Genomic DNA, 13760 nt, shown 5'->3' with positions numbered 1-13760 from the left:
GAAACGTTTCGAAAAAATGGGAGGTTTGCACATGAATCAGGAACAAGCAGGCACGGATGCGTTTAAGCTGAAGGTCATGACTTTCAATCTGCGAACGCATACGGCCAATGACGAGGGGAATGAGTGGGTACAGCGTGCGCCATGGGCAGTAGAGACCGTTGCGGCGCATGCGCCTGCGATCTTCGGCGTACAGGAGGCTTATGTGTTGATGTTGGAAGATTTGCAGCAAGGCTTGCCGGACTATCGCTGGATCGGGCAAGGAAGACGCGGAGCGAATGAAGACGAGCACTGCGCGATCTTTTACCGTCATGATGAATATGAAGAACTGGAGCAAGGCCAATTTTGGCTATCCGAAACGCCGGATGTTGTAGGTTCGCTCGGGTGGGACAGTGATTACCCACGTATTTGCACGTGGGGGCGCTTCCGCCATCTCTTGTCGGGCGCGACCGTTCGTGTGTATAACACGCATTTCGATCATATCGGCGAAGCGGCACGGATCGAGGGGGCTAAGCTTGTAGGTAGCGTCATGCTGCAACATGCGAACATGCACCCGGAAGATGCAGCTTTTTTAATGGGGGATATGAACGGCGAACCCTCGGATCAGCCGCTGCGTTATCTACGGGGAGAGCTGCCGAACGAAGGCGCTGTACCTGCTTTGGAAGATGGTTATCGGCAATTGCGGGGGCAAAGCGGACGCACATTCCATGATTTTGCAGGCGGAGTGGAGGGCGAACCGATCGATTATATTTTTGCGGAGGCTCCTTTGGCTGTTCGGTGGTCGGAGATTGATCGGCGTCACTTCGGCGGGAAGTACCCGTCTGACCATTATCCGTTGGTTGCGGAGTTGGGGAGAAGCTAAAAGTTGAGCGGGAAGCGAGAAGACTGCGAGAGAAATTCGTTCAATCCGCTGTCTCACTTGGAAAAGTCGATTGAAATTTTGAGTTGAAGTTTTCCAAGTTCAAAGGCGTCTTGACCTGAATTTCCCTCTCCGTCTTCTCGCTTCCAGTTACGTTTTGCTTTCTTGGTGGATTATAAAGATCATTAGGAAAAGAAGCTTCTCATTTGTGCGATGTTTCGTGCAGATGGGAAGCTTTTTGCTTTTTTGGCTCCTATTTTAAAAAACGCTTGACCCTCACGTAACGTGATGTTTTATGCTGGGTCATGCAGAGGAGGTGAGTAGGATTGGCATTAAAGGTGAGGGAAGTATCGCAGCTTGCGGGGATCAGCGTTCGTACTTTACATCATTATGACGAGATCGGGTTGCTTAGGCCGGATGCGGTTACGGAAGCGGGATATCGGATGTATTCGGATCGCGATATGGAACGGTTGCAACAGATTTTATTTTTTCGGGAACTTGGATTTTCGTTAAAAGAAATTCGCCGAATATTGGATAGTCCGGCCTTCGACCGATTGGAAGCGTTGGAGCTTCAGCGGCTTATGCTGGAAGAGAAAATGGCGCATACACGGCGGATGATTGCCAATATCGATCATAGTATCCAACATGCCAAAGGAGAGATTACCATGACTAACGAACAGCGATTCGAAGGCATTGATTTTACAAATAACCCGTATGAAGAGGAAGCCAGAGAGCGTTGGGGAGATGCGGCGATTGACGAATCGAAGCGCAAGCTTGCCAAGCGTACGAATACCCCTGAACGTCAGGCGGAGTTTCAGCAGGAATGGGATAAGCGAATGAGTGCGCTGGCTGAGGTTCGACATGAAGTTCCCGCTTCGCCGCGAGCTCAGGAAGTTATCGGGGAATGGTACACGTTTTTGGATAACTTCGGGACCTATTCGTATGAAGCATTTGCCGGGCTTGGACAGATGTATGTGCAGGATGAGCGCTTTACGAAGAATATCGATAAGTACGGGGAAGGGTTGGCTGCATTTATGTGTGAAGCAATGGGCATTTATGCGCGGAATCACGGATTTGAGGGATAAGGTGAACGTTTTAAACGGAAGAATAGACAGGCGCGAAAAAGGAGAAATCCGATGTCGCGCCTATTTGCTTATGCGTTAAAGTTGGATGACTCGGCTGTCGATCCCGGACGCTGAACCGCCGACGCGAATCGAACCCATATTTCCGGTATCGTCGAGGCTCAGTTCAGCATAGATTCGGGAGGGGAGTCCCATGAATTGGCCCTGTTCGAACACGCAAGTATACAGGCCTTCGACAGATGCGTCCAACCTTTTATATTGATGCAGGTAGCAGGCCAACGCGCCGTTCGAGGTGCCTGTAGCACTCTCTTCGGGGATATCGTATAACGGTGCGAAGTTTCGACAGCTTGCCGTGGCTCCTGAACGTGTATCTGTCGCAAAAGCATGGATGCCGACCGCGCCGTGCATGCGACTGATTGCGGATATCGCGTCAAAGTCGGGTTGAATATCGGCTAATCGGGCTTCACTGCGTACAGGCACCATGATATCCGGCAAGCCGGTCGATACGATCTGGATAGGCAGACGCTCGTCCAAGTCGCCGATCGACAGCCCGAGAGCTTCGACAATTGGTTCCCGATCCAGGTATTTCCCGAATACGGGCAGAGTTTGCGTCAAAAAAGCTTCACCGTTGCTACGTAGCTCGATCTCAAGCAGACCTGCACCCGTACGGATTGAAAAGCGTCCCGGCTGTATACGCTGCTGTGCAGCCATTAAGACAAAGGCCGCTATCGTAGCATGGCCGCACAGGTCAACCTCTTCATTCGGCGTGAAGTAGCGCAACCGGAAATCTGCATTTGTGGCAGGCAAGAAGAAAGCCGTTTCTGAAAAGCCGACTTGTCTTGCTGTTTCCTGCATTTGCGCCTCGCTTAATCCTTCGGCTTCAAACACGATGCCTGCCGGATTGCCACCTGGAGTCTGTAAAGCAAAAGCATTCAACGTATGTACGGTGATTGTCGTCATGATAATGAACCTCTTTTCCGGAAAAAATGTGCTTGTGTTACTGTAACGTATTGCGCCGAATGCGACAAGTTCCGCTTTTTTAAGATCGTTACACTTTTTGCATACTGGCCCGAAGCTCATGCTTCGGGCTATAGTTATGAGGAAGGGGGAGTTCGTATGTTTTTGCCGTTAGTTATATTTCTGGGTTTTTATTTGGGATTGTCTTACGTATTGAAGCGATTTCTGGTCAAAGGGGTCTTGCAGCGCATTGTACATCCGGTCGGCCGCAGAATCGAAGTGTGGGGTTCGATCGGATTGACCGTCGCCGGGATGGTGATTTTATTCATTCTCTACAACACGACGGGCTGGGAAGACATTCAGGCGATCATCTGGTTCTTTGCCGGGTATTTGTCTTTGCAAACGGGGTTCCGGGCTTTGCTCGAATGGAAATATCTCAAAGGCTCGAACCAATATCTGATGTCGCTGATCCAACTTGCGTTTTGCTTGATTTATGTGGCGATCTGGAGCGTTGTTGCGTAAGCGTAAAAAGATCGCGCGAAAACAGCCCGTATTCGCCGGATGGCGGACACGGGCTGTTTTTGTTGAACAGCGTAGCGGCTATTCCGTGCTCAATCTTCGATCGTCGATAAATCGCCTGGCGGCAGCTTCAGCTCCCAGGCTTCTTTTTACTGTGGAAGTCGGCTACAGCTGCGGCTAGTTTGCTTTGAGCCTGCAGGAATTGCTCGGGTGTAGAGCCTTTTTCCAGTAAGCGCTGGGCTTCGTTGATGGCCCGGCGCAGCGTTCCGAAAGCCGAAGCCGGATATTGGCCGGGACGGATACCTTTAGGCAGATTCAGCAACAGCCGGGCGGCTTCGATATCGACGGCAAGCGCGGAAGCGGGATTACCGCCCTGCGGCAATGCGTCGTAAGCCGTTTTGATCTGCGCGAACGCAGCAGCGATCGGTTCAGGCGCTGCGGAAACGACGAGCAGTTTTTCAAGTTCTTTAACAGCCGTATCGAAAGCTGCGGTTTGCTGGGGCGCAAGGCGTCCGTCGGCCAGGCGATTCAACACATAGGTACGATACTGGAATGTTTGGGACAGGATGTCCGAACGTCCGTTGCGCAGATCTTCGAATTTGACTGCCGTATTCAGGTGCTCCCAAAAGATCGTCCACACTTCCGGTTCCCAGTAATCCCAGGCAATCAACGGATACAATTTGTCGCGGGCGAGCTCGATATCGTCCATCCACTGCCGGCCGTTGGCTTCGGTCCATTGGCCCGGCTCGCTGCCGAATTCGGTGTACAGATGCAGTTGAAGTTCTTTTTCAAATAAAATTTCGTCCACGAAGACATTGCTGTCGCCCGAAAATAAGTTGTACGGCGGATACGAATCGAACGGCTGCAAAGCCGAAGTCAGTTCAGCCGAAGTCGAAGCCGGATCGAAAGCAACGGCAAAAGCCTCAAGACTGATCGATTTGAAATTTTCGTAATAAGGTCCGTAGTCGTAAGAGGAGATTTGAGCTTCGTTCAGTTGATACATCGCTCTGGCTTCCTGCAAAAGACGGGTGCGGTCGGCATCTTGCAATTCGATTCCGGAAGGAGGCCGATAGCCGTTCGCGGCAGCGCTGCTTGCTTGTGCGTAGGTCGACGCGGAGCCGAAAGCAACCAACAAGACCAGAACCGCCGCTACGAACTTGACGTATGTCTGACGAGCAGAGCTTTTCAATGGATAGCCTCCTTTTTAAACATTAGGATGAGAATCGAAATAAATAAGTTCTTCCATAAACTCGCGGTAAATCGTAAATTCGTCTTCTCCGGCATCAATCCGACCTCGTAAATGATTCATTTTATCGATTAACGCCTGTACTTTTTCTTCGGAATATCCACCGGGTTCGTCGCTTCTCGGAAAATGCATAATGTAGTAACTCGACATCTTAATTAAAATATACGAAGTGTACGGGTTACCTTTTTCAAAAAAATCGTGCAAGGAATAGTCGACGTAGTTGAGTGCTTTTTGCAGTTGGGTAGGAGTGGAATTCGGGTTCTGCGCGATTGCCGTCGCTTCGGCGACGATTCGGTTTTTATACTTTTGTTCGAACAGATCGGGCAAATTACCATGCATGGCGGAAGGCGTCATCATTTCGGCGGCGATCTGAAACACGGAAATTTCATACAACAGCTTTTCTCGTGCAGGATCGTCCGGCGGGGCGGGAGCTTCGTTAACCGCTGCGAACGCAGTCGAATCGGAAAAAGCCGAAGGAAGCGGAGCAATCAGCAGAGGCACAGTCAGCGCAACCGAAGCGAGGATCGACAGCGTTTTTTTCGCACGAATATTCAACTGGACATTCCTCCTGCAACTATGTATTTTAACGCTTTAATAAACGTAGGGTTTTTTATAGAAACATCAAAAGTTATAAAAAATAAAATTTTACATTTTGGAAGCTGGGCGGCTTTACCGTTTGAACGTTCAAACATGGAAAAGAAGCCTGTAACCGTCGTTTAAACGAAACAGGCTTTTTCGAATTGCATCTATAGGCGTATATGCAGGGTATCAATCCTCGATCGTCGACAAATCGCCTGCCGGCAGCTTCAGTTCCCAGGCTTTGAGCACGCGCCGCATGATCTTGCCGCTTCGCGTCTTCGGTAGCTTGTCCTTGAACTCGATTTCGCGCGGCGCGGCGTGGGCGGATAAGCCTTCTTTTACGAATTTGGTGATCTCGGCTTTCAGCTCGTCGGTTGCTTCGTATCCTTCGCGCAATGAAATAAAGGCTTTGATCACTTCGCCCCGCACCGGATCGGGCTTGCCGATAACGCCTGCTTCGGCGACGGCCGGGTGTTCGACCAATTTGCTTTCGACTTCGAACGGACCGACCCGCTCGCCAGAGGTGTTAATGACATCATCGATCCGTCCCTGGAACCAGAAGTAGCCGTCTTCATCCATATAAGCGGAATCGCCCGAGATATACCATCCGGGAATCCGCACATACTCCTCGTATTTGGCGGGGTTGTTCCAAATTTTGCGCATCATTGACGGCCATGGGGTACGGATCGCCAGATTGCCCATTCGAAGCGGCGGCAGAATATTTCCCTGATCGTCCACGATCGCGGCTTCGACGCCGGGAATCGGTTTCCCCATCGAACCCGGACGAAGATCCATCGACGGATAGTTGCAGATCAGCTGCGCGCCGGTCTCGGTCATCCACCACGTATCGTGAATACGCCGCTGATACACCCGGTGTCCCCAGCGAATGACTTCGGGATTCAGCGGTTCGCCGACGCTCAGCACATGCCGCAGCGAAGACAGGTCGTATTGTTTGACCGCTTCGTCGCCCGCGCCCATCAACATGCGGAAAGCCGTCGGCGCGCTGTACCAGACCGTGACTTTGTTGCGTTGGATCGTCTCGTACCAGTCTTGGGGACTGAAACGGCCGCCGCGAATAACGTTGGTCACGCCGTTCAGCCAAGGGGCGAAAATTCCGTACGACGTTCCCGTTACCCAGCCCGGATCGGCCGTGCACCAGTAGATGTCGTCCGGTTGAAGATCGAGCACGATCCGTCCCGTATACGCCTGCTGGACCATCGCGCCGTGCACGTGATAGACGCCTTTCGGTTTACCGGTCGAGCCTGACGTGTAATGCAGAATCAATCCGTCTTCGCGGTCCACCCATTCGATATCCGCTTCCGTCGAAGCCTCGTGCATCAAGGCATGGAAATCGGCGAACGGCGAATCTTCCGGGAGCAGGCTTTCGCTTTCGCCCGCGTCGGTGTCGGCCGCTTCTTTTTCGACCGGCTTTGCAGCATCCACTAAAATCACATGTTTCAGCTCCGGCAGCTCATGGGCGGGAACGCGCTCGGCCAGCGTCGGCGTCGTCACGATCGCGACCGCGCCGCTGTCTTTCAGCCGATCGCGCACCGCGGTTTCCATAAACGCTTCGAACAAAGGACCCGCAATCGCCCCGATTTTGATAATGCCCAACAACGTAAAATACAGCTCCGGCGTGCGCGGCATGAAAATAAACACGCGGTCGCCTTTGCCGATGCCGAGCTTGCGCAGCATATTGGCCGCCCGGTTCGACTCCTGCCGCATCTGCTCGAACGTATACGATTCGTCGCGTTCCGGATCGCTGTAGAGCAGCGCAATCTTGTCAGCCAAGCCGGACTTGGCGTGTCGGTCGATCGCTTCGTAAGCCAAGTTCAACTTTCCGGTTTCGTGCCAACTGAAGCGTTTTTCTTCCTCCATCCAATCAAATGCGAGACGAGCCTCTTCATAATTGCCCAGATTGGATTGCTGCACCTCGACGCCGATGATTTCTGCCGTGTTCTTTTCCATAAGAGCCTCCTGTCGCGTACGCGTGAATGAATTCTACTGCTGCTGCTCAAACCGCAAAGTTATGCATTTACAGATATAGCGCTTACAATTTTCTGTAGTATAGCACATCTATTATTCGTTTTCTTCTTTTGCTTATGAGGGAATTCGTAAGAAGGGCTTTAAAAAGAAGAACTGTCCAAAAGTGAAATCGGTCCTGCGTTCGTTCGATGCTACAATTCCCGTAAGCATAAAGCAGTTATGAATCATGGGAGGTAAAAAGGATATGACGACGCAAGGATTTACGGTACCGGATCGCTGGAAATGGTTTACGGAAAGCCGCGGGCAAGAACAAAAAAGAAACGTTGGCTTTCACCGACGCGGGCGGACCGAAATACGAGCTGTCCACCTGGCTGCTCGGCAACGTGGAAATGAACCGTTACGCGTCGACGATCGATCCGGGGCGCCTAGAGCGCAGAACGACCGTAGCCGACGACGCGGTCAACAGCGTCACGATCGGATTCAGTTTCGATCCGACCCCGGTCGCCAGCGCTTACGCCAACAGCGTGGCCGAGCTTCAAACGAGCATTTTGCCGTTGATGTATGGCGTGGTACCTTACGAGAGCGGTTTTGAGAGCGCGATCCAGAATATGAAAGCGGCAGGACTGGACACAGTCGTGGAAGAATACAAAAAGCAGTTCGAAGCTTGGCGGGCGGCGCAGTAAGGGAAGAACGTTTATCCGTTGTGCACGGGAAACCTTCAATCTTTCGCTGGACGGCGAATGGATCGCATGCTTTGGCAGCAGTATCGAGCAGACTCCTGTTCGAATCCTGCTGCTTTTTTTATGCTCGTTTTTACGATTTCGAAAGATGGTGTTCGACGCGTAAAACCGCTATGATAAACGAAGAAGAAGCGGACCGTTCGCGTGCAAGCGTCGTTTCGTCTTGCTGCGGCCGCCTTTTTCAAATACATGCCGTTTCGGGAAAAGGAGGCCGCATGGAGCATATCAAAGTGTTTCACGAAGAAACGATCGGCGAAAGCGACAGGAAACTGGTTATTCGAGGTCCGCTGCCGTCCGAGCAATTGCGCAAGCTGACGCTGCATCCGCAGCTTGACGCGTTTCGCCGCCCGAGCGAACAGCAGGAAGCGCTGGTCGAAATCGCGGAACTGCCGGAAGGACGAATCATCGCCGCATTAGAAGAAGATGTCGTGGTCGGCTATGTCACGTTCCATTATCCCGACGAGTACGAACTGTGGTCGGAAGGAAACATGGACGATTTGGTCGAGTTGGGCGCGATCGAAGTTGCAAACGATTACAGAAGCCGGGGAATCAGCAAAAAGCTGTTGGAAATCGCATTCCGCGGCGGACAGCTCGACAACGCGATCGTATTCACCACGGAGTATTATTGGCACTGGGATCTGGACAGCACGGGCCTTAGCGTCTGGGACTACCGGAAAATGATGGAAAACCTGATGAAAAACGTCGATATGGTCTGGTTTGCTACGGACGATCCCGAGATTTGCAGCCATCCTGCCAATTGCCTGATGGTTCGCGTAGGAAAGAATGTGCCGCAGTCTTCGATGGAAGCGTTCGACCGACTTCGTTTCCGGCAGCGGTTCATGTACTGAAAAAGAAAGGAGCCGCAGCATGCAGGATGCCGTATATATGTTTCACCCGAATTTTTTGAATTACGTATTCGACAAAGACCATCCGTTCGATCAACACCGGATTACCTTGACGCGGGATTTGCTGCGGTCGGCGAACGCTTTTCCGAACAAATCCGCGATCGTATCGGTCAGTCGTCTGGACGAAGCGCTGCTGCATGCGGTACATGTGCCGGAATATGTGGAGAGCGTCAAAGCGTTAAGCGCGCTGCGTCCGGATGGGCGAAAAATCGGCGAAGCGCAAAAATATGGTTTGGATACGGAAGATACGCCGTTTTTCCCGGGGATGCATCAGAGTGCGGAGATCATCGCGGCGGCTACGGTCGGCGCGGCGAAGCTGGTCATGGACGGCGATGCGCGCCATGCCGTGAATCTGGCCGGCGGTCTTCATCATGCGATGCCGCAGCGCGGTTCCGGATTTTGCGTGTATAACGACGCTTCGATCGCTATTTCTTTTATTCGAAAAGAGTACGGGGCGCGGGTGCTGTATGTCGATACCGACGTGCATCACGGCGACGGCGTGGAGATGTCTTTTTACAGCGATCCGAATGTGTATACGTACTCGATTCACGAGACGGGCAAATATTTGTTTCCCGGCACGGGATTGGTCGAGCAGCGCGGCGAAGGCGAAGGGTTCGGCTGCACGGTCAATCTGCCGATGGAGCCGTATACGGAAGACGCTTCCTGGTTGGAATGCTTCGGGAATGTGCTGGACGACGTGCTGCACAAAGCGAAACCGGATATCATTATCAGCCAGCACGGATGCGACGCGCATGCCCTTGATCCGCTCGCGCACGTGCATTGCTCCATGGACATTTATCGCCGAATGCCGAAGATGCTGCATGAAGCCGCCCATACGCATTGCAACGGACGCTGGGTAGCGCTGGGCGGCGGCGGATACGACATTTGGCGCGTCGTGCCGAGGGCTTGGGCTCTGCTATGGATGGAAATGAGCGGCCATCCGCTGCTGCAAAAGATCGATGCCGATCCCCGTTTGCGTTTGCCGGAAGAATGGTTGGCGCGCTGGGGACCGGAAAGCCCGGAAGATCTGCCCGAGACGTGGCTGGACGATACGTCGGAATGGGCACCGATGCCGAGAAGGGCGGAGATCGAAGCCGCGAATCGCCGGTCGGCGGAGTTGGCTTCGATGTATTTGCGGTAAGATTAAAATGAGCAATAAGATAAACAAGGATAAGACGCACGGCATATCGCAGTCCATGATGCGTCGTGCAAAAATGTGTTCAAAAAGTCAACAATCGAAGCCAGTACCTTGGGCAAGTTAAATGTAAAGTCACGCCCGTCTGATTCAGATGGGTCAAGCTGCTAGAGCGTATCTTCAAACTTGCCAACGTGTATCTTTTTCCGCCTTTTCGCGCTGCCCCGACACGCCTGCAGAAAAGTTCCTTGCCGAGAAGTTGATGCACAGAAACACGCGCCCTGCGAAAAGCCCTGCCAATTTGCGCGATCACGCGAGATGGCAGGGCTTTTCGTTATGCGCTCTCGCCGAGCATGGAAGTTGGCAATCCGCCATCTGCCCGACAACTCAGCTGAACCGCGAATATAACCGCCAGACCAGTTCTCGCCGACTTTTGGTTCCCGTTTTGCGGAATACGGATTTTAAGTGATCTTGCAGCGTGTACTCCGACATATGCAGCGATAGCGCGGCTTCTTTGCCGGAGAGGCCCTGGACAACCCGATCCACGACCTCGCGTTCGCGTTCGGTCAGACCGAAGCTTTCGGCAAGAACCGGTAAAATGTCGGCGGGTCTTGCGCGCTCGACGGTGACGGCTAGTTGAACCTCGCCGCCTGTGCTTTGCATCCGGCTGGCGCGGATGCCGATGTAGACGCCGCCGGGCACGGGGACGCAGACCCGTGCGGCACCTGCGGCGTGATCGCCGTCCTGCGCGGACGGCGATAAGGCGCGGGTGCAGACCGCGCGGACCGGACGCGGCGTGACGTCCGGTCCGATCTGCTCGGCGCCGCGCAGCACGGCGAGCCAGCTTTCGGCCGAGGGATTCGCGGCCAGCAGCCGCAGATCGTCCGCCAGCACGAAGACGCCGGATTCGTGCGGGAGGGGGAGCGGCTGCCCGGCTTCGTTTTCCGTGTCTTCTTCGGAAAACGAGGCTTGCCGCAGATAAGCGGCCATTTGCGGCAGCAGCGCCGCCACGAGGCGCACATCGTCCTCCGTAAAGGGAGGACGGTCTTCTGTGCGGAGCAGCGACAGATGTCCGCAGCGCCGACCGCGTGCGGTCAGAACGGCGCGCAGTTCATCCCCGAATCCGGCCGGGGACAAGATCTCGCGGTAACGCGCACTGGTCTCGGGCTGTCCGCCGCAAGCCAGAACGAGTGAAGCGGCGGGTACTTCCGCCTTGGCCAAAGCGTCGTAGCGATTGACGTCTTCGCCGCGATATTCGTAGTCGAACAGGCGAGGATGAATCGCCTCGACGATGTCGTCGGTGACCGAACCGGTACTCAATCCGGTATGTCCGTCTATTCCGGTAAAGCAAGCGCCGTCAAACGGCACGGCTCCAACCAAAAGGGACAGGCAAGCGCTGCGATAAGCGCGCGGGGAGGGAAGTTTATCCGCAACCCGGTGCAACTTGCCCGATAAGCGGCTGATTTGCTGTTCCATACCCTTCCTCCTTGCAATTCCCCTGATTTCTGGGATGGGCATCGCATCCGACTTTCGAAATAATAGAAAAGAGTTCGGAGCTGCTGCCTTCATTATCCGTTATTCGAATGGGGTTTTTCAATGCTGCTGCTTGAAACTTTGGATAAGCAAGGCGGCATAAGATGCAATCGATCGCAAGCCCGACAACGATAGGGAAGCCTTAAACGGGCTTGAAGGAGGAAGCAAGATGACAATAAATGAACAGCAAACCGGAGCGAACATGAATTGGAACCATCCTCATGCTTCGCGGTACCCGGAGACGATTGCCGCTAAAATTCCCGGCTACGCGAATTTATATGAAATGGGCGTCAAATTGCTTGGAGCCGCTCTTGATCCAACGCATCAGGGGAAAGGTCATGACGCTCATCTGCTGATTGCGGGTGCAGGCGGCGGTCAGGAGTTAGAGGCATTCGGAGTTGAGGAACCACAGTGGACGTTCACGGGCGTTGACCCTTCTCCGGTCATGCTGGAGCGAGCGCGTCGGCGAATCGAGGAAAGCGGCATTGCTGCGCGTACCAGGCTGGTGCTTGGCGAGCTGAAAGACGGGCGCCAAGAGCGCTCTGAACATGCGGGAGAAGATTTGCCATTACTCGACGCTCGGGAATACGATGCCGCGGCTTGCATGCTTGTCCTGCATTTTGTGCGCGGAATCGAAGCGAAAAAGCAGCATCTGCAAGCTATCGCAGATCGATTGAAACCGGGCGCTCCGTTCCTGATTGCTTCGCTGAATGCGGATTTTGACTCACCCGTGTATCCGATCGTGATGGAAGCTTGGCGGGCCCATATGCTGAGCCAAGGAATTACGGAAGAAGATTGGCTTCGCTTTGCGACTTCGCTGGGTCCCCAATCCGACCCGATTCCGTCTTCGGTAGTCGAGCAGCTATTGGAAGAATGCGGATTCTGTCATGCGGAGCGGTATTTCGGAGCGTTTTTGATCGACGGCTGGTTGGCATTCAAAAAAGAGGAGGGAGAAGCATGAATCACATTCAACGATCCAATGGCACAGCTTTATCGCTTGGGAAAACGGATATCGTAGTAATCGGCGGCTATGGAAGCGTCGGCCGGACGATATCCATGCAGTTGGCGAATCAATTCCCTGGACGCGTGTATGCGGCAGGCCGCAGCTTGCGGTCGGCGCAGCGTTTCTCGGAAGAAACTGACGGACGCGTAAAACCGATGCAATGGGCTGTAGGTTCGGATGCATCCAAAAGAGATTTGTCCTCTATTGCGCTCATTGTCATGTGTCTCGATCAGGACGAACCGGGTCTTGTCGAGCAGTGTTTGGAAGAAGGCACGCATTATATGGATATAACGGCAAAAGTCGATTTTTTGTTGAAGGCGGGCAGACTTGCCGTGCCTTCACCCAAAGCTGCTGCGGTTCTCAGCGTAGGGCTAGCGCCGGGGTTGACCAATCTTCTTGCGGCCAAAGCGGCTGCCGCACTGGATGAGACGGATCGAATCGAGATTTCATTAATGTTGGGGCTTGGCGAGCATCATGGCAAGGCCGCGGTCGAATGGACGATCGATTCCATGGGAGCGGACTTCGAAGTCGCGGAAGCGGATCGGCTGCGCAAAGCGCGTTCGATGACCGACGGGATTACAGCTGAATTCGGCGGTAAACTTGGACGAAAACGGGTTTATCGTTTTCCGTTTTCGGATCAGCGAACTTTGCCCGGAACGCTCCGCGTATCCGATGTATCGACCCGGCTCGGTTTTGACGTAAACGGCGTTGCCCGGGCTGCGGCGGGGCTGCGGCGTCTGGGAGTCTTTCGCTTGCTGCGTTGGCCGCCTATGCGAGCACTATCGGTCAAACTCGCTGGAGCGTTGCATGCGGGCAGCGAGCAATTTGCGGTTCGTGTCGTCGCCTACGGCCGCAGTAACGGGCGCTTGGCTGAATCGGGATGCACGATTCGCGGAATTCGCCAGTCGGATATGACCGCGCGCGTCGCCGCCCATACGGCCGAAATGCTGCTTGCTCGGCCCGAACTGCGGGGCGTGGTGCATCTGGAAGAACTATTGGACGCGGATTCCGTCTGGTCGGCTGTGCGAACGGAGTCGGCATCGGAGCTGGAAGCGAACCTGTCTTTCGAAATACCGGAGGTTTCGGCTGCGAAGCAGGTGCACAATTCTGCAGAAAGTCGATAGCCCCGTGTTTGTCGGTGGGTCGATGACTTCGTTGGGTATATGAATAGAGAAGGGGTTCGGCAGAAACCTGCTGAACCCCGCTTTTGTCAGCAAGC

Annotated in this window: 13 protein-coding genes; 8 read left to right on the top strand and 5 right to left on the bottom strand. The window is 53.8% G+C overall.

Annotated elements, in window-relative coordinates:
- Window positions 1-31: 31 nt before the first annotated feature.
- Complete coding sequence (locus tag SACSAC_RS18145) at window positions 32-859, top strand: endonuclease/exonuclease/phosphatase family protein (RefSeq protein ID WP_037293166.1); 828 nt, start codon at window positions 32-34, stop codon at window positions 857-859.
- A gap of 323 nt (window positions 860-1182) precedes the next feature.
- A complete protein-coding gene (locus SACSAC_RS18140; RefSeq protein WP_037289017.1) occupies window positions 1183-1941 on the top strand; it encodes a MerR family transcriptional regulator in 759 nt (252 codons plus the stop codon).
- Window positions 1942-2016: 75 nt separating this feature from the next.
- On the opposite strand, the gene SACSAC_RS18135 is transcribed toward SACSAC_RS18140, so the two are convergent.
- A complete protein-coding gene (locus SACSAC_RS18135) occupies window positions 2017-2898 on the bottom strand; it encodes a PhzF family phenazine biosynthesis protein (RefSeq protein WP_037289015.1) in 882 nt (293 codons plus the stop codon).
- Window positions 2899-3054: 156 nt separating this feature from the next.
- Here SACSAC_RS18135 and SACSAC_RS18130 point away from each other — a divergent pair, with 156 nt between their 5' ends.
- Window positions 3055-3417 carry a DUF4181 domain-containing protein gene (locus tag SACSAC_RS18130; RefSeq protein ID WP_037289012.1) on the top strand — a complete coding sequence of 121 codons (363 nt, stop codon included), beginning with the start codon at window positions 3055-3057 and terminating at the stop codon, window positions 3415-3417.
- 127 nt (window positions 3418-3544) lie between these two features.
- On the opposite strand, the gene SACSAC_RS18125 is transcribed toward SACSAC_RS18130, so the two are convergent.
- The 3 genes from SACSAC_RS18125 to acsA form a co-directional block, all read right to left on the bottom strand.
- Window positions 3545-4603, bottom strand: a complete 1059-nt coding sequence (locus SACSAC_RS18125; protein ID WP_037289009.1) for a hypothetical protein — start codon at window positions 4601-4603, stop codon at window positions 3545-3547.
- Between the two features lie 15 nt (window positions 4604-4618).
- Complete coding sequence (locus tag SACSAC_RS18120) at window positions 4619-5215, bottom strand: hypothetical protein (RefSeq protein ID WP_037289007.1); 597 nt, start codon at window positions 5213-5215, stop codon at window positions 4619-4621.
- 213 nt (window positions 5216-5428) lie between these two features.
- On the bottom strand, window positions 5429-7207 hold the full coding sequence (gene acsA, locus SACSAC_RS18115) for an acetate--CoA ligase (RefSeq protein WP_037289005.1): 1779 nt from the start codon (window positions 7205-7207) through the stop codon (window positions 5429-5431).
- 341 nt (window positions 7208-7548) lie between these two features.
- On the opposite strand from acsA, the gene SACSAC_RS18110 reads away from it, so the two are divergent.
- The 3 genes from SACSAC_RS18110 (at window position 7549) to SACSAC_RS18100 (ending at window position 10011) form a co-directional block, all read left to right on the top strand.
- Window positions 7549-7908: a DUF3502 domain-containing protein gene (locus SACSAC_RS18110; RefSeq protein ID WP_037289003.1), complete on the top strand. Its 360-nt coding sequence runs from the start codon at window positions 7549-7551 to the stop codon at window positions 7906-7908.
- Between the two features lie 272 nt (window positions 7909-8180).
- Window positions 8181-8813 (top strand): GNAT family N-acetyltransferase, encoded by a 633-nt coding sequence (locus SACSAC_RS18105; RefSeq protein WP_037293164.1) that lies wholly within the window; start codon window positions 8181-8183, stop codon window positions 8811-8813.
- Between the two features lie 19 nt (window positions 8814-8832).
- Complete coding sequence (locus tag SACSAC_RS18100) at window positions 8833-10011, top strand: acetoin utilization protein AcuC (protein ID WP_037289001.1); 1179 nt, start codon at window positions 8833-8835, stop codon at window positions 10009-10011.
- 381 nt (window positions 10012-10392) lie between these two features.
- On the opposite strand, the gene SACSAC_RS18095 is transcribed toward SACSAC_RS18100, so the two are convergent.
- Complete coding sequence (locus SACSAC_RS18095) at window positions 10393-11481, bottom strand: helix-turn-helix transcriptional regulator (protein ID WP_037288999.1); 1089 nt, start codon at window positions 11479-11481, stop codon at window positions 10393-10395.
- A 226-nt stretch (window positions 11482-11707) separates the two neighbouring features.
- Here SACSAC_RS18095 and SACSAC_RS18090 point away from each other — a divergent pair, with 226 nt between their 5' ends.
- Both SACSAC_RS18090 and SACSAC_RS18085 read left to right on the top strand, forming a co-directional pair.
- Complete coding sequence (locus tag SACSAC_RS18090) at window positions 11708-12499, top strand: class I SAM-dependent methyltransferase (protein WP_037288997.1); 792 nt, start codon at window positions 11708-11710, stop codon at window positions 12497-12499.
- Window positions 12496-13665, top strand: a complete 1170-nt coding sequence (locus SACSAC_RS18085; RefSeq protein WP_051507230.1) for a saccharopine dehydrogenase NADP-binding domain-containing protein — start codon at window positions 12496-12498, stop codon at window positions 13663-13665. The genes SACSAC_RS18090 and SACSAC_RS18085 overlap by 4 nt, the downstream gene beginning before the upstream one ends.
- Window positions 13666-13760: the final 95 nt, after the last annotated feature.

Source organism: Saccharibacillus sacchari DSM 19268 (assembly GCF_000585395.1).
In the GTDB taxonomy this organism is placed as follows: Bacteria; Bacillota; Bacilli; order Paenibacillales; family Paenibacillaceae; genus Saccharibacillus; species Saccharibacillus sacchari.
The sequence above is the reverse complement of the archived record's forward strand: the minus strand, read 5'-3'. Positions and strand labels throughout refer to the sequence as shown.